Source organism: Sphingomonas sp. CROZ-RG-20F-R02-07 (assembly GCF_022662335.1).
Lineage (GTDB): Bacteria > Pseudomonadota > Alphaproteobacteria > Sphingomonadales > Sphingomonadaceae > Sphingomonas.
The window spans coordinates 81,970-102,534 of record NZ_JAKNQJ010000003.1 but is presented as its reverse complement, the minus strand read 5'-3'; the positions used below and the strand labels follow the sequence as shown (position 1 = coordinate 102,534).

At 69.7% G+C, this 20,565-nt stretch carries 23 protein-coding genes; 11 read left to right on the top strand and 12 right to left on the bottom strand.

The features are described 5' to 3' along the window. Positions 1-178 precede the first annotated feature (178 nt). On the bottom strand, positions 179-1,480 hold the full coding sequence (locus L8H00_RS06190; protein ID WP_242096377.1) for a UDP-glucose/GDP-mannose dehydrogenase family protein: 1,302 nt from the start codon (positions 1,478-1,480) through the stop codon (positions 179-181). A 130-nt stretch (positions 1,481-1,610) separates the two neighbouring features. On the opposite strand from L8H00_RS06190, the gene fumC reads away from it, so the two are divergent. From fumC to gmk, 3 genes are all read left to right on the top strand, one after another. Next, a complete protein-coding gene (gene fumC, locus L8H00_RS06185; RefSeq protein WP_242096690.1) occupies positions 1,611-3,002 on the top strand; it encodes a class II fumarate hydratase in 1,392 nt (463 codons plus the stop codon). Between the two features lie 29 nt (positions 3,003-3,031). After that, positions 3,032-3,247: a hypothetical protein gene (locus tag L8H00_RS06180; RefSeq protein ID WP_242096376.1), complete on the top strand. Its 216-nt coding sequence runs from the start codon at positions 3,032-3,034 to the stop codon at positions 3,245-3,247. Positions 3,248-3,454: 207 nt separating this feature from the next. Next, positions 3,455-4,105, top strand: coding sequence for a guanylate kinase (gmk, locus tag L8H00_RS06175; protein WP_242096375.1), 651 nt, complete (start codon positions 3,455-3,457; stop codon positions 4,103-4,105). 250 nt (positions 4,106-4,355) lie between these two features. Here gmk and L8H00_RS06170 read toward each other — a convergent pair whose 3' ends face one another. Genes L8H00_RS06170 through L8H00_RS06160 form a run of 3 tightly spaced genes read right to left on the bottom strand, consistent with a single transcriptional unit; the run spans position 4,356 to position 5,904 of the window. Then, positions 4,356-5,039: an ATP12 family protein gene (locus tag L8H00_RS06170; protein ID WP_242096374.1), complete on the bottom strand. Its 684-nt coding sequence runs from the start codon at positions 5,037-5,039 to the stop codon at positions 4,356-4,358. Next, a complete protein-coding gene (locus tag L8H00_RS06165) occupies positions 5,036-5,251 on the bottom strand; it encodes a hypothetical protein (RefSeq protein ID WP_242096373.1) in 216 nt (71 codons plus the stop codon). Before L8H00_RS06165 ends, L8H00_RS06170 begins: the two co-directional genes overlap by 4 nt. After that, positions 5,248-5,904 (bottom strand): HAD-IA family hydrolase, encoded by a 657-nt coding sequence (locus tag L8H00_RS06160; protein WP_242096372.1) that lies wholly within the window; start codon positions 5,902-5,904, stop codon positions 5,248-5,250. Before L8H00_RS06160 ends, L8H00_RS06165 begins: the two co-directional genes overlap by 4 nt. Positions 5,905-6,061: 157 nt before the next feature. Between L8H00_RS06160 and L8H00_RS06155 the strand changes: the two genes are divergently transcribed. Together L8H00_RS06155 and L8H00_RS06150 are read left to right on the top strand one after the other, a co-directional pair. Then, on the top strand, positions 6,062-6,409 hold the full coding sequence (locus tag L8H00_RS06155; RefSeq protein ID WP_242096371.1) for a PadR family transcriptional regulator: 348 nt from the start codon (positions 6,062-6,064) through the stop codon (positions 6,407-6,409). Continuing rightward, positions 6,393-6,968: a DUF1700 domain-containing protein gene (locus L8H00_RS06150; protein ID WP_242096370.1), complete on the top strand. Its 576-nt coding sequence runs from the start codon at positions 6,393-6,395 to the stop codon at positions 6,966-6,968. The genes L8H00_RS06155 and L8H00_RS06150 overlap by 17 nt, the downstream gene beginning before the upstream one ends. A gap of 3 nt (positions 6,969-6,971) precedes the next feature. Here the strand turns inward: L8H00_RS06150 and L8H00_RS06145 are convergent, their stop codons facing one another. The 3 genes from L8H00_RS06145 to L8H00_RS06135 all read right to left on the bottom strand — a co-directional run bounded on the left by L8H00_RS06145 (position 6,972) and on the right by L8H00_RS06135 (position 9,597). Next, positions 6,972-8,252, bottom strand: coding sequence for an RluA family pseudouridine synthase (locus L8H00_RS06145; protein WP_242096369.1), 1,281 nt, complete (start codon positions 8,250-8,252; stop codon positions 6,972-6,974). Next, complete coding sequence (crcB, locus tag L8H00_RS06140; RefSeq protein WP_242096368.1) at positions 8,249-8,626, bottom strand: fluoride efflux transporter CrcB; 378 nt, start codon at positions 8,624-8,626, stop codon at positions 8,249-8,251. Before crcB ends, L8H00_RS06145 begins: the two co-directional genes overlap by 4 nt. 218 nt (positions 8,627-8,844) lie before the next feature. Further along, the gene (locus L8H00_RS06135; protein WP_242096367.1) at positions 8,845-9,597 is read right to left on the bottom strand and encodes a hypothetical protein; all 753 of its coding nucleotides are present in this window, start codon (positions 9,595-9,597) and stop codon (positions 8,845-8,847) included. Between the two features lie 82 nt (positions 9,598-9,679). Here L8H00_RS06135 and L8H00_RS06130 point away from each other — a divergent pair, with 82 nt between their 5' ends. After that, positions 9,680-9,901 carry a hypothetical protein gene (locus L8H00_RS06130; protein ID WP_242096689.1) on the top strand — a complete coding sequence of 74 codons (222 nt, stop codon included), beginning with the start codon at positions 9,680-9,682 and terminating at the stop codon, positions 9,899-9,901. 19 nt (positions 9,902-9,920) lie between these two features. On the opposite strand, the gene L8H00_RS06125 is transcribed toward L8H00_RS06130, so the two are convergent. Then, entirely contained in the window at positions 9,921-10,346 is a 426-nt protein-coding gene (locus L8H00_RS06125) for an OsmC family protein (RefSeq protein ID WP_242096366.1), read from the bottom strand. Between the two features lie 175 nt (positions 10,347-10,521). On the opposite strand from L8H00_RS06125, the gene L8H00_RS06120 reads away from it, so the two are divergent. The 4 genes from L8H00_RS06120 to L8H00_RS06105 all read left to right on the top strand — a co-directional run bounded on the left by L8H00_RS06120 (position 10,522) and on the right by L8H00_RS06105 (position 17,541). Further along, on the top strand, positions 10,522-13,386 hold the full coding sequence (locus L8H00_RS06120; RefSeq protein WP_242096365.1) for a pitrilysin family protein: 2,865 nt from the start codon (positions 10,522-10,524) through the stop codon (positions 13,384-13,386). A gap of 13 nt (positions 13,387-13,399) precedes the next feature. Beyond that, entirely contained in the window at positions 13,400-13,699 is a 300-nt protein-coding gene (locus tag L8H00_RS06115; RefSeq protein WP_242096364.1) for a hypothetical protein, read from the top strand. A 108-nt stretch (positions 13,700-13,807) separates the two neighbouring features. Continuing rightward, positions 13,808-15,736, top strand: a complete 1,929-nt coding sequence (locus L8H00_RS06110) for a CocE/NonD family hydrolase (protein ID WP_242096363.1) — start codon at positions 13,808-13,810, stop codon at positions 15,734-15,736. Next, positions 15,736-17,541, top strand: coding sequence for a DUF885 family protein (locus L8H00_RS06105; protein WP_242096362.1), 1,806 nt, complete (start codon positions 15,736-15,738; stop codon positions 17,539-17,541). The genes L8H00_RS06110 and L8H00_RS06105 overlap by 1 nt, the downstream gene beginning before the upstream one ends. Here the strand turns inward: L8H00_RS06105 and L8H00_RS06100 are convergent. After that, positions 17,538-18,593, bottom strand: a complete 1,056-nt coding sequence (locus L8H00_RS06100; RefSeq protein WP_242096361.1) for a 5-(carboxyamino)imidazole ribonucleotide synthase — start codon at positions 18,591-18,593, stop codon at positions 17,538-17,540. The genes L8H00_RS06105 and L8H00_RS06100 overlap by 4 nt on opposite strands. Further along, positions 18,590-19,066, bottom strand: coding sequence for a 5-(carboxyamino)imidazole ribonucleotide mutase (purE, locus tag L8H00_RS06095; RefSeq protein WP_242096360.1), 477 nt, complete (start codon positions 19,064-19,066; stop codon positions 18,590-18,592). The genes L8H00_RS06100 and purE overlap by 4 nt, the downstream gene beginning before the upstream one ends. Positions 19,067-19,201: 135 nt before the next feature. Here purE and L8H00_RS18785 point away from each other — a divergent pair, with 135 nt between their 5' ends. After that, the gene (locus L8H00_RS18785) at positions 19,202-19,330 is read left to right on the top strand and encodes a hypothetical protein (RefSeq protein WP_267378922.1); all 129 of its coding nucleotides are present in this window, start codon (positions 19,202-19,204) and stop codon (positions 19,328-19,330) included. A gap of 71 nt (positions 19,331-19,401) precedes the next feature. Here L8H00_RS18785 and gpmA read toward each other — a convergent pair whose 3' ends face one another. Together gpmA and L8H00_RS06085 are read right to left on the bottom strand one after the other, a co-directional pair. Next, a complete protein-coding gene (gene gpmA / locus L8H00_RS06090; RefSeq protein ID WP_242096359.1) occupies positions 19,402-20,088 on the bottom strand; it encodes a 2,3-diphosphoglycerate-dependent phosphoglycerate mutase in 687 nt (228 codons plus the stop codon). Beyond that, positions 20,070-20,555, bottom strand: coding sequence for a GNAT family N-acetyltransferase (locus L8H00_RS06085; protein WP_347340712.1), 486 nt, complete (start codon positions 20,553-20,555; stop codon positions 20,070-20,072). Before L8H00_RS06085 ends, gpmA begins: the two co-directional genes overlap by 19 nt. Between the last annotated feature and the right edge of the window lie 10 nt (positions 20,556-20,565).

The window sequence follows — 20,565 nt, the reverse complement described above, 5'->3', positions numbered from 1 at the left end:
GCGGGGAGGCGGACGGGGGTCCGCGCGGGCGCGCGAGGCGGATGCGAATGCGTTGCGCGGGGCCTTAGCAAGCGGGGACGCAAGGGGAAAGGGTGCGTGGGGAATGCGGGGCAGTTGCGTGGCGGTGGGGGCGGGGTGGGCGCGCGCGCAGGCGCCGGGTCCGCCCCGGCGGCGCGCCCTACCGCCCGACGGCGCTATAGGCGAAGCCGGCGGCCTCGACCGCTTCGCGGCGATAGACGTTGCGCAGGTCGACGAGCACCCGGGCGGTCATCACCTCGCCGAGGCGGCGAAAGTCGAGCGCGCGGAACGCGTCCCATTCGGTCACGATCACCACCGCGTCGGCACCGGTCGCCGCGTCATAGGCGTCGCGCGCGAAGACGAGATCGGGCATCATGCCCCTGGCCGCCTCCATCCCCTCGGGATCATAGGCGCGCACGGTGACGCCGGCATCGGCCAGCGCGGTCGCGATGGCGAGCGCGGGCGCGTCGCGCATGTCGTCGGTGTTGGGCTTGAAGGTGAGGCCGAGCAGCGCGACCGTCTTGCCGCGCGGGGTCTCGCCCAGCGCCTTCAGCACCTTGCGGCCCATCGCGCGCTTGCGGCTGTCGTTCACCTTCACCACCGCCTCGACGATGTGGACGGGGGTGGCGTAATCCTCGGCGGTCTTCAGCAGCGCGAGCGTGTCCTTGGGGAAGCAGGATCCGCCATAGCCGGGCCCGGCATGGAGGAACTTGCGGCCGATCCGGTTGTCGAGCCCGATGCCGCGGCTGACGTCCTGCACGTCGGCGCCCACCGCCTCGCACAGGTCGGCGATCTCGTTGATGAAGGTGATCTTGGTCGCGAGGAACGCGTTGGCGGCGTATTTGATGAGTTCGGACGTGCGCCGGCCGGTGAAGAGGATGGGCGATTCGTTGATGAAGAGCGGGCGGTACACCGCACGCATCACCTCCATGGCGCGCGCGTCCTCGGTGCCGATCACGATCCGGTCGGGGCGCTTGAAGTCGCCGATCGCGGCGCCCTCGCGCAGGAATTCGGGATTGGAGACGACGGCCACGTCGATCTCGGGGCGGCGCTCCTTCAGGATCGCCTCGACGCGGTCGCCGGTGCCCACGGGCACGGTGGATTTGGTGACGACGACGGTGGGGCCGGTCACCGCGTCGGCGATCTCCTGCGTGGCGGCGAAGACATAGCTCAGATCCGCATGGCCGTCGCCGCGCCGGGACGGCGTGCCGACCGCGATGAACACCGCATCGGCGCCCGCGACCGCCTCCGCCAGATCGGTGGTGAAGGTGAGGCGCCCGGCCGCGACATTCTTGGCGACGAGCTGGTCGAGCCCGGGTTCGTAGATCGGCATGCGCCCGGCGTGGAGCGCGTCGATCTTGCCCTGGTCCTTGTCGACGCAGCACACGTCATGCCCGAAATCCGAAAAGCATGCGCCCGACACGAGGCCCACATAGCCGGCACCGATCATCGTTATCCGCATCGAAAAACCCATCGCCCTGAACAAAGGTGGGCCTGCATAGCCGATGCGCCGCGGGATGCCAGTGGCATCGGATTGAACCCGATGCGGGTGCCGCCGGTTGGATACACAAATGATCCATGGCGAGACGATGATGACCGATACGCGCACCGAAACCGACTCGCTGGGGCCGATCCAGGTGCCCGCCAGCGCCTATTGGGGCGCGCAGACCGAGCGCAGCCTCGAGAATTTCCCGTTCGGCGCGCGCGAGCGGATGCCGATCGAGATCGTCCACGCGCTCGCCCTGGTGAAGCAGGCGGCGGCGCGGGTGAACCGCCGCCACGGTCTGGCCGCCGAGAAAGCGGATGCGATCGAGGCGGCGGCGCGCGCGATCGTCGCGGGTACGCTCGACGACCAGTTCCCGCTGGTGATCTGGCAGACGGGCAGCGGCACGCAATCGAACATGAACGTGAACGAGGTGATCGCCGGCCATGCGAACGAGGCGCTGGCCGGGACGCGCGGCGGCAAGGCGCCGGTGCACCCGAACGACGACGTGAACCGCGGCCAATCCTCGAACGACAGCTTCCCCACCGCGCTGCACATCGCCTGTTCGCTGGCGGTGACACGGCGGCTGCTCCCCGCGCTCGACCGGTTGCACGGGAGCATCGATGCCAAGGCGCAGGCGTGGGACGGGATCGTCAAGATCGGGCGCACGCATCTGCAGGACGCGACGCCGCTGACGTTGGGGCAGGAGTTTTCGGGCTATGCGCACCAGCTCGCGCGCTGCCGCCGCCGGATCGAACCCGCGATCACGCACGGCACCGACCGGCTGGCGCAGGGGGGCACCGCGGTCGGCACCGGGCTCAACGCGCCCGCGGGCTTCGCGGCGGATTTCTGCGCGGCGCTCGGCGAAATCACCGGCCATCCCTTCGCGCCCGCCGAGAATATGTTCGAAGCGCTCGCCTCCAACGATCCCCTGGTGCATCTGGCCGGCACGCTGGAGACGCTAGCGGTGGCGCTGATGAAGATCGCCAATGACATCCGCCTGCTCGCCAGCGGGCCACGCTGTGGGCTGGGCGAGATCGAGCTGCCGGCCAACGAGCCCGGCAGCTCGATCATGCCCGGCAAGGTGAACCCGACGCAGTGCGAGATGATGACGATGGTGGCCGCGCAGGTGATCGGCAACGCGCAGGCGGTGACGATCGGCGGGATGCAGGGCCATCTGGAGCTGAACGTCTTCAAGCCGCTGATCGGCGCGAACGTGCTGCGCGCGATCGACCTGCTGGCGACCGCGATGGAGAGCTTCGCCGAGCGCTGCGTCGACGGGATCGAACCCGCGCGTGCCCGGATCGCCGAACTGCTCGACCGGTCGCTGATGCTGGTGACCGCGCTCGCGCCCGAGATCGGCTATGATGCCGCGGCGAGGATCGCCAAGCACGCGCATGCCGAGGGGCTGACGCTGAAGGAGGCCGGGCTGGCGCTGGGGCTGATCGATGCCGCGACGTTCGACCGGGTGGTGGTGCCGGAAGCGATGCTCGGGCGTTGAGCGGCGCGGTATCGAACGAGGAGACTGGTATGAGTGCAACGACCATAGGCGCCCTGATCGGCGGCGCCATCGATTCGATGAGCGGCGACGACAGCGCGGCGGACGGCGCGATCAAGGGTGCGATCGTCGCCAACGTGCTGAAATTCGTGCTGCCGCTCGCCGTCACCTATGCGGTGGGCTGGGCGGTGCTGCGTGGCGCGACCGAACTGAAGGCGCGCGCGTTCGGGGATGGCGGCGCTGGCTGAGCGGACGGCGGGGGCGGCGTTCGGACAACAGGATTTCGCGCGAAGACGCTAAGAGGTGGTGCAACGCGCAGCGTCATGCTTTACGGGGAATGGCGGAAAACGGGTCTGCCCAACGCGACCTCTTCGCGTCTTCGCGCGAACCCCGTCGAAGCCCCATTTCGCCACCCCCGCCTTGACGCTCCCCGCCATGCGCAGGCAAAGGCGGCCATGCCCCATACTATTCCGCCCGACCACCACGGTTTCAAGCGCCGCGGCGTCCTGTTCGTGCTGTCGTCGCCGTCCGGCGCGGGCAAGTCGACGATTGCGCGCAAGCTGCTGGCCGACGAGCCCGAACTGGCCATGTCGGTCTCCGCCACCACGCGGCCGATGCGGCCGGGCGAGGTGGACGGGCGCGACTATCATTTCGTCGACCTCGAACGCTTCCGCCAGATGGTGGCCGATCACGAGTTCCTCGAATGGGCGCATGTCTTCGGCCAGCGTTACGGCACGCCGCACGCGCAGGTCGAGGCGATGCTCGCGGCGGGCAAGGACGTGCTGTTCGACATCGACTGGCAGGGCGCGCAGCAGCTCTTCCAGATCGCGGGCGGCGACGTGGTGCGCGTGTTCATCCTGCCGCCGTCGATGGAGGAGCTGCACGACCGGCTGCGCCGGCGCGCGACCGATGCCGAATCGGTGATCGACGCCCGCATGGCGCGCGCCGCGGCCGAGGTGAGCCACTGGGACGGCTATGATTATGTGCTCGTCAACGACGATGTCGAACGCTGCTTCCGCGACGTGAAGGCGATCCTGGCGGCGGAGCGCCTGAAGCGGTCGCGCCAGACCGGGCTGATCGGCTTCATCCGCCGGCTGACGCGCTGAGGCGTAACGACCCACGCGCGAAACCCTCTTTCAGCTGGGTCGCGCAGCGTGGACGGGAGCAGGTGCGCCCTAAGACGCTGAGACGCGAAGGAAGAGCGGGGTTCGCGCGGAGGCGCGGAGGCGCGGAGGCGCGGAGAGGGGGCCGGTGCGGCAGCGTTCTTCTCCGTCGCGTTGGTGATGAAGGCCGCATGCACGGCCGCGCCGGCTTTTGCTGTGCCTCCGCGTGAACCCCTTGCGGGATAAGCTGGCCCTAGCCCAGCAGCCCGAGGAACCGCACCGCCGCATCGAACTCGACCCGGCGCAGCGCGCGGGCGTGCGCCGCCTCGGCGTCCTCGCCCCAGAGTTCGGCCTGCCATGCCTCGTCCACACCGGCCGCGGCCCACACCGTGTCGGGCGTCGCCGCCCCCTCGACCAGCGCGAGCGCGGCGACGAGCGAGCCCATCAGCGTCACCACCGGCGACAGTCCGGCCAGCGTGAAGGGCGCGAGCGCCGCGACCGCCTCGTTCAGCCGCGCGACCGTCGCGGGCGGCTGCGCCACGGGCATGATCCCGGCCGCGATCGCGAAATGCACGTCGTAGCGCGTCCGCGCCCAGCCGAGCAGCGGATCCCACGCCGCCGCCTGCCGCGCCACCAGCGGTTCGGGGCCCTCGGCACGGTAACACAGAAGATCGCTCTCGCCGTAGCGCGCCAGCCCGGCGGCGAAGGCGGCGGGATCGGGCGCGATCCGGTCGATCGCCGCATTGGCGAGGCCGGTAAGCGTCATCGCGCGCGGATCGATCGTCTCGCCCACCGCGCGCCATTCCGCCGCCACGGCTTCCGCCAGCGCGGGCCTCGGCAGCACCAGCGCGGCGCGACCCGGCGTGCGCACCGGGCGGCCGTCGAGCGCGACGCCGCCATCGGCCTCGGTCGTGACCGTGTTCCAGAACCGCTTCACGATGTTGGCGGCGTCCGCCAGCGCGTGGCGAGCGCGCGCGGCACCGTTGCGATCATCAGCAGCGCCGACAGCACGATCGCGGTGCCGAGGATCTTGGGGCCGATCGCATGGGCGCGGCCGATCAGCACCAGCCCGAAGATCGCGCCCGCCGCGCCAGCGATGCGCACCCCCACCAGCGCCAGCCAGCGCCCGCGTGCCGGATCCGCGTTCATGCCGTCATCAGCCGCGGCAGCGCGGCGACCGTTTCCGCCACCACGTCCGCGCCCGCCGCGACCAGCTCGTGCGGGGCATGATAGCCCCACGCCACGCCCACGCTGCGGACGCCCGCCGCGCGGCCCATCGCCATGTCGAAGCTCGTATCGCCGATCATCACCGTCTCCCCGGGCGCCGCGCCCGCCTCCGCCATCGCCGCCATCAGCATCGCCGGATCGGGTTTGGAGGGATGGCGATCCGCGGTCTGGAGCGTGACGAACGCGTCGTCCAGCCCATGCGCGGCGAGGATGTGCGCCAGCCCCCGATCCGATTTTCCCGTCGCCACGCCCAGCACCCAGCCCTCTGCGCCAAGGCTGTCGATCACCGCGGCGATCCCCTCGAACAGCGGCTCCTCCGCCAGCGCGCCGTCGATGCGAAGCTGGTGGAACGCCGCCTTGTAACCCGCCGCGAGCCGGCGATGCGTGGCATCGTCGCCGGTGGGCTGCAACACCTGCATCGCCTCGACCAGGCTCAACCCCACGATCCGCCGCGTCGCCGCGCGCGCCGGCGGCACCAGCCCGGAGGCACGGAAAGCCAGCTCCATCGCGGTGACGATATTGGCCTGGCTGTCGACGAGCGTGCCGTCGCAATCGAACACCGCGAGGCGGGTCATGGAAAGGTATTTCGCATTGCGTGGCGATCCTAGGCCGAATGGCGGCCGTCTGGCGAGGCCGTTCCGCCGCCCGGCGCAAGAAACAGCCCCCTTCGTCACGGTGTCACGCAGGATCATTTATGCTTGCATAGCAAGGTGACATGTATAGCATTGGGTGATGAACGTGACCTCGTGGGAATCGCAGTTGAGGAAGGGTGCCGCCGAACTGGTGGTGCTGGCCCTGCTCGGTCGCGGGCGCGCTTATGGCCTCGAAATCCTGCACGCCGCGAATGCGCAGGGGGAGTTGATGACCGAGGGCGGCCTCTATCCCCTGCTCAACCGGCTCGAAAGGGCGGGACGGATTGCGGCCGAATGGGCGCTGCCCGAGGCGGGTGGCAATCCCCGCAAATATTACACGCTGACCACGGACGGGCATGCCACGCTGCATGCGATGACCGGCCGGTGGACCGCGTTCCGAACGACGATGACCCTCTTGGTGGAGCAGCACGATGAACGACACGCATGAACGGCGCATCAAGGATTATGTGCGGCGCCTGTCATGGTCGCTCCAGCGGCTCGAACCCGCGGACCGGCGTGCGATCGGCGCCGAGATCCGCAGTCATCTGCACGACTGCGCCGCCGACGGCGACGTGGCGCTCGACGCAGCTCTGGCGGGGCTGGGATCGCCCTATCATCTGGCGCGCCGCTATCTCGAGGAGAATGCGCTGGTCGGTGCCCTGGGACGCGTCGCGCCGGCGCGGCTGTTGCTGGCGATTGTCGATCGGGCGGGCCGCAGCGTGCTGGCGTTCGCCGCCGCTTCGGTGGGGCTGATCGCGTATCTGCTGGCCGCGGCGATCGGCATCGTCGTGTTCGCCAAGCCGATCGTGCCGGATCGGGTCGGCCTCTGGCACGGTGCCGACGGATGGCAGGCGGGGCTGATCGCCGCGCCACCCGGTGCCGGGTCCGACATGCTGGGCTTCTGGATCATGCCGACGGGCGTGGTGCTGGCGCTGGGCCTCTATCTCGTCGCCACGCGCGTGCTCAGGCTCGCCGGCCACCGGCTGCTGCGGCACGGCGGCGCCTGAGCATCAGCGCCGCGGCCCGCCGGGTCTGCTCCCGCCGGGTTTGCCGGCGCCGGGCTTCGCACCGCCGGATCGGGCGCCCCCGGGCTTCGCGCGCGCGCCTCCGGTTCCGGGGCCCGCCTTGCGCGGCGCGTCCTTCTTGAGCGCGCCCTTGGCGCCCGGGCGCGATCCGGCGCGGGGGGCGTCTTCGGCGCCGCGGCCCCGGCGTTCGCCGCGGCGTTCCTTGCGGACGCCCTTGGCATGCGCCTTGGCGCGCTGTTTCTCCTCCGCCTTGGTCGGCGGCGCCTTCTCCTCGATCGCCAGCGCGTCGCCCAGCTTCTCGTCGAAGCCGAGCTGCTTCAGGCTCTCGGCGAAATGCGTCGGCAGTTCGGCGGTGACGTCGATCTGGCCGCCATCGGGATGGTCGACGCGGATGCGGCGCGAATGGAGGTGCATCTTGCGGCTGATCCCGCCCGTCAGGAACGAGGCCGCGCCGCCATATTTGCCGTCGCCCACGATCGGATGGCCGATCGCCGCCATGTGCACGCGAAGCTGGTGGGTGCGCCCGGTAAAGGGTTGCAGCTCGACCCAGGCGGCGCGGTTGCCGGCGCGCTCGATCACGCGGTAGCGGGTGCGCGCGGTCGCGCCCTCCTTTTCGTCGACGTGCATCTTCTCGCCGCCGGTGCCGGGCTGCTTGGCGATCGGCAGCTCGATGATGCCGTCCTCGATCGAGGGCACGTCGACGATCAGCGCCCAATAGGTCTTGCGCGCGGTGCGCCCCGAAAACGCCTTGGCGAAGAACGCCGCGGACCGCGACGTGCGCGCGACGAGCAGCGCGCCGCTGGTGTCCTTGTCGAGCCGGTGGACGAGCTTGGGCCGGCCCTCGTTGTCGAACTGCAGGCCGTCGAGCAGACCGTCGACATGCTCGGTCGTCTTGGTGCCGCCCTGCGTGGCGAGGCCGGGCGGCTTGTTGAGCACGAAGGCCTGGAAATCCTGGTGGATCACCATTTCGCGCGCGCGCTCGTTCTCCTCGTCGGACAGGATCACGCGCTGGCGTTCGGGCTTGGGCCCTTCCTTCGCCGGCTCGTCGGGGGGGACGCGGATCGTCTGGCCAGTGGCGAGCCGGTCGCCCGGCGTGGCACGCGCGCCGTCGACGCGGAGCTGCCCGGTGCGCGCCCATTTGGCGACCGTGGTGAAGCTGGTGTCGGGCAGATGCCGCTTGAACCAGCGATCGAGCCGGATGCCGTCATCCTCCAGCCCGACGTTGAACTGCCGGACCTCGGTCGCGCGGTCGGCCGGGGCGCTCATGCGATCCCCCGCGCGAGCGACAGGCCGGCGAACAGCGCGACTAGCGCGCCGATCACCGACAGCAGCGCATAGCCGAGCGCCAGCGCCAGCGCGCCGCGCTCGATCATGGTGGCGAGATCGAGCGAAAAGGCGGAAAAGGTGGTGAAGCCGCCGAGCATCCCGACGCCGATCAGCAGCCGCCACGGCTCGCCCTGTTCGCCAAGCCTGGCGAGCGTGCCGGCGAGCAGCCCCATCAGCAGCCCGCCGATCAGGTTCACGGCGAGCGTGCCATAGGGGAGCGCGGGGCCCAGCGCGGCGAGCGCGGCCTTGCCCGTCAGATAGCGCGCGCCGGTGCCCACCGCGCCGCCGAGCATCACATAAAGCAGAGAAATCATGCGAGAGCCCTAGCGCGTGGGGGCTGCGAAGTCACCTTTGCGGTGAGGACGCGCCGATCCGCTTCAGCCGCACCACACGGCACTGTTCCCCGGCGAAGGCCGGAGCCCGGTTGGGAAGGCCGCGGTGACGAAGCGCAACGCGTATCACGTCGGTTCTCCCACCTGGACCCCGGCCTTCGCCGGGGAACCAAGAGGGGAGGAGCCGCGGCCGCGCCGCCTCACACGCCGCCGTTCGACACCAGATCGACGTCGCTGCCGCCGTCGCCGCGCGGGGTGACGTAGAGGATATAGGCGGCGTTGCCGTGCGTGCCGCCCAGCACCTGGCGCGTGCCGTCCGCCTTGTGTTCGGCGGCGTAGCCCGCCGCGGTGCTGCGCGTGTAGAACCAGTCGATGACGCGCGCCGGTGCCGCCCCGCTCGCGAAGCTGACGACGCGCAGCGCACAGCCGTCGCGATCCGCGCCCGCGGCTTCGCTGACGCGCGCATCGGGATAGAGCGGCAGGCCGGCGGGCAGGCGCGTGGCCCAGAGCGCGCTATAGCCGATGCCCGGCGCGCAATCCGCCACCGACCGGTTCGGCTGGCGCGCGGCGAGTGCGCCCAGCGTCAGCGCGCCCGCCTTCGCCTTGCATTCGGGGCAGGTGGCCGACGCGGCGGGCGCGGGCTTCAGCGTTGCGGGATCGGTCGTGTCCTTGCGCGCGACGGGCATCGCCACGGCGCCCGGATCGGGGCGGCTGGGCGGCCGGATCGCGTCCGCGTTGCTTTGCTGCGCGAGTGCCGGATCCACCATGATCTGGTCGTGCAGCGCCGCGGTCAGCGCGGGATCCTGCGCGTTGCCGCCCGCGTTCGTCGCGGCCAGCTCGCGATCGAGGCTTTCGAGGCTCTGCGCATCGTCCGCCTTCGGCCCGCAGGCCCCGAGCGCCAGCGCGAGGAACAGGGCGGCGAGCGCGGGCAGCGGGCGTGGGGGCACGAACATCGCCTTTTCCTGCCATGCCGCGCGTTAAGGAAGCGTGAGCCGGGGCTTGCCGCCCCGGCGGCGCGGGGCCATCTTCGCTGACATGCTCAACATCGTCTCGATCCTCGTCGGTCTCGTCACGCTCGCGTTCGGGCTCGTCGCGTTCACGCCGTTCCTGGGCGCGCTCAACTGGATCGTGATCCCGATCGGCATCGTCGGTGCGGCGATCGGCGCGCTGTCGTCGCGGAACGGCGGCCGCAACCTGAACCTGGTGCTGATCGCGATCTTCGCGTTGCGCCTGAGTATCGGCGGCGGCCTGCTCTGAAGGCCGCCGCCGATCATAGTCAGCCGAGCGTCTGCTCGAGCGTGATGTCGGCGTTCAGCACCTTGGAGACCGGGCAGTTCGCCTTGGCATCCTCGGCGATCCGGCGGAACTCGTCGGCGTCGATGCCGTCGATCCGGCCCTTCAGCGTCAGCGCGGAGCGCGTGATCGTGAAACCGTCGCCATCCTTGTCGAGCGTCACCTTGGCGGTGGTCTCGATCGTGCCCGCGTCATGGCCGGCCTTCGCCAGCGCGAAGCTCAGCGCCATGGTGAAGCAGCTCGCATGCGCGGCGGCGATCAGTTCTTCGGGATTGGTGCCGGGCGTCTCCTCGAAGCGCGTGGCGAAGCCGTAGGGGCTGTCCGACAGCACGCCCGACTGGGTCGAGACATGGCCGCGGCCATCCTTGCCGAAGCCGTCATAGCGCGCGGAACCATTGCGGGTGGGCATGGGAAAGAACCTTTCATGGGAGGGGTCGGAGGGTGAACCGCCGGGCGACGCAGGGGTTGCATGCGCATGCCGCCGGGCGTCCGCGGAGATGCATGCGATTTCGGATCGACCGGGTTGCGCTGGCGGGTGCCCCGGCTACACTCCTGCGACCAGGGTGGATCAGGGGACTATCGGCATGACGAAGACACGCGCGCTCGGCGGGGCGGCGCTGCTGGCGCTGGCAAGCGCCGGCCAGGCGCAGACGGCACCGGCGGCGAAGCCCGCCTCGGTCTCGAGCCTCGTGCAGGCGGTCACCATCCCGTATCAGCAGTTCGTGCTGAAGAACGGCCTGCGCGTGATCGTCAGCACCGATCGCAAGGCGCCCGTCGTCGCGGTCAGCGTGTGGTACAATGTCGGCTCCAAGTTCGAGCCCAAGGGCAAGACGGGCTTCGCGCATCTGTTCGAGCATCTGATGTTCAACGGCAGCGAGAACGCGCCGGGCGATTTCTTCGCGCCGCTGAAGACGGTGGGCGCCACCGATTTCAACGGCACCACCTATTACGACCGCACCAATTATTTCGAGACGGTGCCCACCGCGGCGCTGCCGCGCGCGCTGTTCCTCGAATCCGATCGCATGGGCTATCTGACGGGCGCGATCACGCAAGCGGTGCTCGACGAGCAGCGCGGCGTCGTCCAGAACGAGAAGCGCCAGGGCGACAACCAGCCTTATGGCCTGACCCAGTATAAGGTGACCGAGGGGCTGTTCCCCGCGACGCATCCCTACGGCCACACCACGATCGGCTCGATGGCGGATCTGGACGCGGCGAGCCTCCAGACCGTGAAGGACTGGTTCCACGATCATTACGGTCCGAACAATGCGGTGCTGGTGCTGGCGGGCGATATCGACGTCGCCACCGCACGGCCGCTGGTGGAAAAATATTTCGGCGGCATCGCGCGCGGGCCGCAAAGCGTGGTGCCGCCCGCGCCGATCCCGACGCTGCCCGCACCCGTCGCCGAGACGATCAAGGACCGCGTCGCCGCGGTGATGGTGTCGCGCAACTGGGTGGTGCCGGGCCTGAACGACAAGGACGGCGCCGCGCTCGACGTGGCGGCGGGCGTGCTCGGCGGCCTCGCCAGCAGCCGGCTCGACAATGCGCTGGTCAAGCAGGAGAAGCTCGCCGTCCGCGTTTCCGCCGACAATGAGAGCTTCAGCCAGCTCGGCCTGTTCCAGATCCGCGCGATCGTGCGGCCGGGCATCGACCCCGCGCTCGTCTCGCGGCGGGTGGACGAGATCGTCGCCGAGTTCCTGAAGAACGGGCCGAGCGCCGACGAGGTGAGCCGCTATGCGACCACCGCCGTGGCGGACAAGGTGCGTGGGCTGGAATCGGTCGGCGGGTTCGACGGCAAGGCGGTGACTCTGGCCGAGGGCGCGCTCTATTCGAACGATCCCGGCTTCTACAAGAAACAGCTCGAGGAACTCGCGCGGCAGACGCCTGCGAGCGTGAAGGCCGCTGCCGATCGCTGGCTCGGCCGCCCGACCTATGCGCTGACCGTGGTGCCCGGCCCGCGCGACGCCTATGCCGAAGCCAAGGTGCCGCCCAAGGTGGACGTGGTCGCCGCACCCGAGGCCGCGCCCAAGGGCACGCGCGGCGCGCTGCCCGCGGTGGGCGAGGTGGCCGGCCTGTCCTTCCCGACGGTGGAGCGGGCGCGGCTGTCGAACGGGATCGAGCTGGTCTATGCGAACCGCACCGCGGTGCCGATCACGCGGCTGGCGCTCGGCTTCGATGCAGGCGTCGCCGCCGATGTGGCCGACAAGCTCGGCACGCAGCAACTGACGCTCAACATGATGGACGAGGGCACCGCGACGCGCGACTCGATCGCGATCGCCGAGGCCAAGGAGCGGCTGGGCGCGCAGATCGGCGAGGCCCAGTCGTCGGATCGCACCACGCTGTCGCTCGACGTACCGAGCGCCAATCTGGGCGCGGGGCTCGATCTCTTCGCCGACATCGTCCAGCATCCCGCCTTCGCCGAAGCCGAGGTGGCGCGCGTGCGCAACCAGCAACTGGCGCAGATCGGGCAGGAGCTGACCAACCCGAACGGCCTCGTCCAGCGCGTGTTGCCGAAGCTCGTCAATCCCGGTTCGCCTTATGCCAAGGCGTCGGGCAGCGGCGATCCGGCGGCGGTGAAGGCGCTGACGCGCGCCGATCTGGTGGCGTTCCAGCAGGCATGGCTGCGGCCCGAAAAGGCGAAGATCTTCGTCGTCAGCGATCGGCCGCTCAGCGAGGTGAAGGCGGCGCTGGAGGCGCGCTTCGGCAGCTGGCGCGGCACGGGGCCGGCTGGCACCAAGGCGTTTCCGGCGAGCAGCCCCACCACGCGATCGCGCATCGTGCTGATCGACCGGCCCGACAGCCCGCAATCGGTGATCGCGGCGGGGCAGGCGACGGGGCTGAAGGGCACCGAGGACCTGCTGCCGCTCATCACCGCCAACGACGCGCTGGGCGGCAGCTTTCTCGGCCGGATCAACATGGACATCCGCGAGACCAAACATTGGTCCTACGGCGTGAACGGCCGGTTCCAGCAGCTGGAATATGCCGCACCCTATATCGTCAGCGCACCGGTGCAGGCGGACAAGACCGGCGCCTCGCTCGACGCGCTGCGCCAGGACGTGCGCGAGTTCGTGACGACCAAGCCGATGACGCAGGAGGAGTTCGACCGCGCGATCACCGGCGGCATCCGCGCGCTGCCGGGCAATTTCGAAACGTCGCCCGCGGTGCTGGGCGCGATGCAGGCCAACGACCTGTTCCGCCGGCCCGACGATTATTATGCCACGATCACGCAGCGTTACCGGGCGATGACGTTGCCCGCGCTGAATGCGGCGATCGATCGGGTGGTGGATCCGGCCAAATTCGTCTGGGTGGTGGTCGGCGATGCGAAGACGGTGAAGCCGCAGCTTGACACGCTGGGCCTGCCGGTCGAGGTCATGCCGGCAGCATCCGTCGCGGGTGCGACGGCGATGCCTGCGGCGAGCGCGAGGACCGCGCCCGGCGCGGGTGTGAAGTAACGGAGAAGACGACATGGCGGATATCGACGGCAGCTGGGATTGCGTGGTGAAATCCCCGCTGGGCGACCAGAAGCTGACCCTGACCGTGACCGGCGAGGGCTCGACCTTCAGCGGCACCGGATCGGGCGCGATGGGATCGAGCGACGTCTCCGGCGCGCTCGACGGCAACACGATGACGTGGAAGATGTCGGTCTCGGTGCCGATGCCGATGACGCTCGACTGCACCGCGACGGTCGACGGCGATACGCTGACGGGGTCGGTCGGCGCCGGCGCATTCGGCAGCTTTCCGCTGAGCGGCACGCGCACCGCTTGATCGGTTTCGCGCGCTGGTGAACGAAGGGCCCGTTCTCCCGCAGGGGAGGGCGGGCCTTTCGCGTTTTCGGGATGGGCCCGCCGGGGCGGGGCCAAGGGGATCATGGCCATGTTCGACAGATTGCTCGCCGCGACGGCGCCCGCCGCGCTGATGTTCGCCGCGCTCGCCGCGCCCGCCGTCGCGCAGAAGGATCCCGGCGCACCGGGCGACGAACATCCCGCCAAGCTGAAGCTGGCCGATGACGGCTATGGCTATACCCGCCGCGTCGTCGACATCCCGATGCGCGACGGCGTGAAGTTGCACACCGTGATCGCGCTGCCTGCGCACGCGCATGACGCGGGCATGCTGATGACGCGGACGCCTTATGATGCGGAGACGATCGCGACGCGCGATCCCGACGTCTATGCCAGCTGGAGCGGCAACCCCGACACGGCCGACGACCCGATCACCGCGGGCGGCTATATCCGCGTGTTCCAGGACGTGCGCGGCATGCACAAGAGCCAGGGCATCTACATGATGAACCCGGCGCCCGCGGGAACGCCGTTCAACCCGACCAAGACCGACGATTCCACCGACGCCTATGACACGATCGCATGGCTGGTGAAGAACGTGCCCGAATCCAACGGCCGGGTGGGCGTGATCGGGATCAGCTATGATGGGTTCCTGCCGCTGATGGCGCTGGTCAACCCGCATCCCGCGCTGAAGGTGGCGGTGCCGATGAACCCGATGGTCGATGGCTGGCGCGGCGACGACTGGTTCCACAACGGCGCGTTCCGCCAGCAGATGATGCCCTATATGCTGAGCCAGGACGGCACGCGCGACGCCGACACGCCCTGGATCGCGGGCCAGGCGGACGATTACGACTATTATCTGAAGGGCGGTTCGGCCGGCGCGATCGGCAAGGCGCAGGGGCTCGACCAACTGGGCTTCTGGAACAAGATCACGCAGCATCCTGCCTATGACCGGTTCTGGCAGGAGGCGGCGATGGACAAGGTGCTGGCGAAGCGCCCGCTGACCGTGCCGACGATGCTCGTCGCCGGGCTGTGGGATCAGGAGGACATGTACGGTGCGCCTGCGGTGTACAAGGCGCTGATCGCGCGCGGTACGCCGACGTCGATGCTCTATCTGTCGGTCGGCCCCTGGTGGCACGGCCAGCAGGCGCGCGCGGATGCGAGCCAGTTGGGCGCGGTGAAATGGGATCAGAACACCGCGAAATGGTGGCGCGCGCACGTCCTCGCGCCGTTCCTCGCGCATTATCTCAAGACCGACGCGCCGGCGATGGACGTGGCGCCCGTCACCGCCTTCCAGACGGGCACGAACCAGTGGCAGACGCTGCCGGCCTTCCCGGCGGCGGGGGCGGCGGGCGTGCCGCTGTATCTGAAGCCCGGCGGTGCGCTCGGCTTCGATGCCGCCGCCGGGCCGGCCGAGACGCGCGATTACATCTCCGATCCCGCCGCGCCCGTGGGCTATCGCGCACGACCGGTGAAGGCGCTTTATGCGACGGGTTCGACCTGGCACCAGTGGCTGACCGACGACCAGCGCAGCGTTTCGGGCCGCCCCGACATGGCCGCATTCGAGACGCCCGTGCTCACCGCGCCCGTCACCATCTCGGGCGCGCCGCAGGTGCACCTGACCGCCTCGACCAGCGGGACGGACAGCGACTGGGTGGTCAAGCTGATCGACGTCTATCCCGACGGCAAGACCGGCGGGCGCGAGATGGCGGGCTATCAGCTCGCCGTCGCGATGGACATATTCCGCGGGCGATACCGCGACGATCCGGCGGTGGCCAGGCCGCTGGCATCGGGCGTGCCGCTGAAATACGACTTCGCGCTTCCCAACACGAACCATGTGTTTCTGCCGGGCCATCGGATCATGGTGCAGGTGCAATCGAGCTGGTTCCCGCTCTACGATCGCAACCCGCAGACGTTCGTGCCCAATATCTTCTTCGCCAAGCCGTCGGATTACGTGGCGGCGACTCAGAAGATCACCGTCGGCGGACCCGACGAAAGCTATATCAGCCTGCCGGAGGTGAAGTGATGAATCGTCGTTCGTTCCTGATGGCGTCCACCGCGAGCGTCGCGGCATCGGCGCTCCCGTCCTTCGCGCGCGCCGCGGCGCCGGCCACGCCGCTGAACGCGCTGTTCGATTCGCTGGTGCAGGAGCAACTCCGCCGCAGCCCCGAATTTGCGACCAATCTGGGGCTCGACACCGGCGCCAACGCCGATCTGCGCGCGAAGCTGTCCGATCAGTCGCCCGCAGCACTCGCCGCGGACAAGGCGGCGACTCAGGCCGATCTGAAGCGGCTGGGCGCGGTCGACATGGCCGCGCTGACGCCTGCCGAGCGGATCGACCTCGAATGCGTGCTCTATGCCAAGCGTTCGGCCGCCGCGGTGCAGGCGTTCGATTTCGGCGGATCCTCCTATGGCCCCAGCCCCTATGTCGTCTCGCAACTGTCGGGCGCGTACCAGTCGGTGCCCGATTTCCTCGACACCAAGCACAAGGTGGAGACCAAGGGCGATGCGGACGCCTATCTCCAGCGCCTCACGGCCTTCGCGACGCAGATCGACCAGCAGACCGACCGGATGCGCCACGATGCGGGCCTGGGCGTGGTGCCGCCCGACTTCATCCTCGATCTCGCGCTGACTCAGCTCGAAAAGACCGCGGTGCCGGCCGACCAGGCGCTCGTCGTCACCAGCCTGGCGCGCCGCGCGGCGGCCAAGGGGCTGGGCGACGGCTATGCGCGCGACGCGTCGTCGATCTACACCGCGCGCGTGCTGCCCGCGCTCCAGCGCCAGATCGCCGTGGCGCGCGAGCAGCGCGCACACGCCACTCACGATGCCGGCGTGTGGAAGCTGCCCCAGGGTGCGGCCTTCTATCCGGTCGCGCTGCAGGCGACGACGACGACGCGCTTCTCGCCCGACGAGGTGCACAAGTTCGGGCTCGATCAGGCGGCGATGATCGGCGCGCGGCTCGATGCCGAGCTGAAGAAACAGGGGTTCAGCAAGGGCAGCGTCGGCGCGCGGATGGCCGCGCTCTACAAGGATCCGAGCCAGCTCTATCCCAACACCGATGCGGGCAAGATGCAGGCGATCGCCTATTGCAACGCGCGCCTCGACGCGATCCGCCAGCGCCTGCCGAGCGTCTTCACGCGCGTGCCCCCCTACAGCTTCGAGGTGCGCCGCGTGCCCGCCGCCACCGAAGCGGGCGCGGCGGCGGCGTTCAGCCAGAGCCCGGCGATCGACGGATCGCGCCCCGGCCTCGTCTATTTCAACCTGAAGGATTCCGGAGACTGGCCCAAATTCTGCCTGGCGACGACGGTCTATCACGAGGGGCTGCCGGGGCATCAGGAGGAGGGCGGCCTTGCGCTGTCCAACACGCGGCTGCCGCTGATCCGCAAGGTCTCGGGCTTTTCGGGCTATGCGGAGGGCTGGGCGCTTTATGCCGAGCAGCTCGCCGACGAGATCGGCATGTATGACGACGATCCGCTCGGGCGGCTCGGCTATCTCAAATTCATGCTGTTCCGCGCGAACCGCTGCGTCGTCGATACCGGCATCCACCATCTGCGCTGGAGCCGCGAACAGGGCATCCAGCGCTTCATCGAGCAGGAGGGCGAAACGCCGGGCTTCGCCGCGCGCGAGGTGGAGCGATATTGCGTGAACCCGGGCCAGGCGGCGAGCTACAAGCTCGGCCATTCGGTGTTCGTCGGCATCCGCGAAAAGGCGAAGGTGAAGATGGGCGCGCGTTTCGACCTCAAGGCCTATCACGACACCGTGCTGGGCAGCGGCCGCGTGCCGCTCGACGTGCTCCAGCGGATCGGCGACGACTGGGTGGCGCGCGCCTAGCGCGTCACCGTCGTCACATGGCCCATCTTGCGGCCGGGGCGGGTGGCGCCCTTGCCATAGAGGTGGAGGTGCGCGCCCGGCTCGGTCAGCGCGCCGTCCCAGGGATCGTCGCCGATCAGGTTGCGCATCGTCACCTGCCGCCCGGTCAGCGCGGTCGTACCGAGCGGCAGGCCGCAGATCGCGCGAATATGGTTTTCGAACTGCGAGGTCTCGGCGCCCTCGATCGTCCAATGGCCCGAATTGTGGACGCGCGGCGCCATCTCGTTGAACACGGGGCCGTCGGGCCCCACGAAGAATTCGCAGGCAAGGACGCCGACATAGCCGAGCTCGTCCGCGATCCGGCCGGCGAGCGCGGTGGCCTCGTCCACCTGCGCCAGCACGGCGGCGGCCGCGGGCAGCGTGGAGGTGCGCAGGATCGCATCGACATGGACATTGTCGGGCGCGTCGTAGCGGACCGTGCCGCCGTCCGATCCGCGGGCGATCAGGATCGAGAATTCATGGGCGAAGGCGATGAAACCTTCGAGGACCGACGGACCGCCGATCGCGTCCCATGCGGCATCGGCGTCGGCGGGTTCGCGGATCACCGTCTGCCCCTTGCCGTCATAGCCGAAGCGCACGGTCTTCAGGATCGCGGGCGTGCCGATCCGCTCCAGCGCGGCGGCGAGGTCCGCGCGCGAGGCGATCGCGGCCCAGGGCGCGGGGCGGCCGCCGAGCCCCTCGACGAAGCGCTTCTCCGCCACGCGCTCCTGTGCCACGCGCAGCGCCGCAGGCGCGGGGTGGACGGGGATGCGCTCCGCCAGCCACTCGACGGGGCCGAGCGCGACATTCTCGAATTCATACGTGACGACGTCGCAGGCCGCGGCGAAAGCGGCCAGCGCGTCGCGGTCGTCGTACTCCGCGCGGGTGAGGCTGGAGGCGGTCTGCGCGGCGACGCTCTCGCGGTCGGGCGCGAGGATGTGCGTGCGATAGCCGAGCTGCGCGGCGGCGACGGCGAGCATCCGTCCGAGCTGGCCGCCGCCCAGGATGCCGATCGTGGCACCGGGCGCGATCATAGCGGATCGGTCGCCACGCCGTCGGTCTGCGCCGCGCGCCAAGCCGCCAGCCGCTCGGCGAGCCCGGCGTCGGACAGCGCGAGGATCGCGGCGGCGAGCAGCCCGGCATTCTTGGCCCCCGCCTTGCCGATCGCCAGCGTGCCGACCGGAATGCCGCCGGGCATCTGGACGATCGAGAGCAGGCTATCCATGCCCTTCAGCGCCTTGGATTCCACCGGCACGCCGAGCACGGGCAGCGCGGTCATCGCCGCCGCCATGCCGGGCAAATGCGCCGCGCCGCCTGCGCCCGCGATCACCACCTTCAGCCCGCGCGCCGCCGCCGTGGTGGCATATTCGACCAGCCGCTGCGGCGTGCGGTGTGCGGAGACGACCTTGGTCTCGTGCGCGACGTCCAGCTCCTGCAGGATATGGGCGGCGTGGCGCATCGTCTCCCAATCGGAGGTGCTGCCCATGATGATGCCGACGTCCGCCATGCCTGTCCCCGCGCGAGAGCGCCGTGCCTAGCGAGCGGGCCCGGGCAGGGCAAGCGCATGGGGCGGTGGAACCGCGCCACGGGAGGATCGTTTCGCCCCTGTTATCAAACAGGTCATCAAACAGGGAGGATCAGCATGGCGGACGTGAACAAGGACGAGAAGATCGTAAAGAGCAACTTCAACGTGGGTGGCGTCATCGCCGCGATCGCGTTGCTGCTTCTCGTGCTCGGCCTGCTCAAATATCTGCACATCTCGCCGCTCTGAACGCCGAGGCAGCTCCCTTTCCGGGACGGTGATGTTGGCGATCCAGCCGAGGATCGCCAACGCCCCCGGGCCTAGCGCTCGCTCAGATAATAGCGGTCGGTGGCGTTGAGGGCGGCGTCCAGCTCGTAGACGATCGGCTGGCCGGTCGGGATCTCCAGCCCGGTGATCGCATCGTCGGGAATGTTCGACAGGTGCTTGACCAGCGCACGCAGCGAATTGCCGTGCGCGGAGATCAGCACACGCTGGCCGTCCTTCAGCGCGGGCGCGATCCGGGCATCCCAATAGGGTAGCACGCGCGCGATCGTGTCCTTCAGGCTTTCGGTGGCGGGGATCGCGATGCCGGCATAACGGCGGTCCTGCGACAGATCATAGGCGCTGCCCGGCTCGAGCGGCGGCGGCGGCACGTCGAAGCTGCGGCGCCAGACATGGACCTGCTCGTCGCCGTGGCGTGCCGCGGTCTCCGCCTTGTCGAGCCCGGTCAGCCCGCCATAATGGCGCTCGTTCAGCCGCCAGTCCTTTTCCACCGGAAGCCACAGCCGGCCCATCGCCTCGAGCGCGAGATCGAGCGTCTTGATCGCGCGCGTCTGGAGCGAGGTGAAGGTCTGGTCGAAATCCAGGCCCTTGGCGGCCATCATGGCGCCCGCCGCGCGCGCTTCGGCCGCGCCCTTTTCGGTCACGTCCACGTCCCACCAGCCGGTGAAGCGGTTTTCGAGGTTCCAGGCGGACTGGCCGTGGCGGATCAGGACGAGGGTGGGCATGGCGATCCTTCGAGCGAAATGGTCATGAAGCGGTTGTGCGGGCTTGGCGGATAGCCGCCGAACACGGGCCCGTCCACGAAGCCCGCGGCCTCGTAGAGCCGGCTGGCGGCGGCGAAGGCGGACGAGGTGCCCGTCTCCAGATACAATCGGCGATAGCCCCGCGCGCGTGCGGTTTCCATGACGTGCGCGAGCATCGCGCGGCCGACGCCGCGGCGCAGCTGCCCGGGCGCGGTGCGCATCGATTTCACTTCGCCGGCGCCCTCGCCCAGATCCTTCAGCGCACACAGGCCGGCGAGCGCGCCGTCGTGCCACGCGGTCCAGAAGGTGACGCAAGCCGCGCTGAGGCCGTCCGCATCGAGCGAATGGCGGAATTCGGGTGGCGAATCGGCCTGCGCATCCTTGCGGTGGAAGGCGAGCAGCGCGGCGACATGCGGTGCGCGCGGATCGTCTTCGCGAAGCTCGATCACCGCGCCGCCT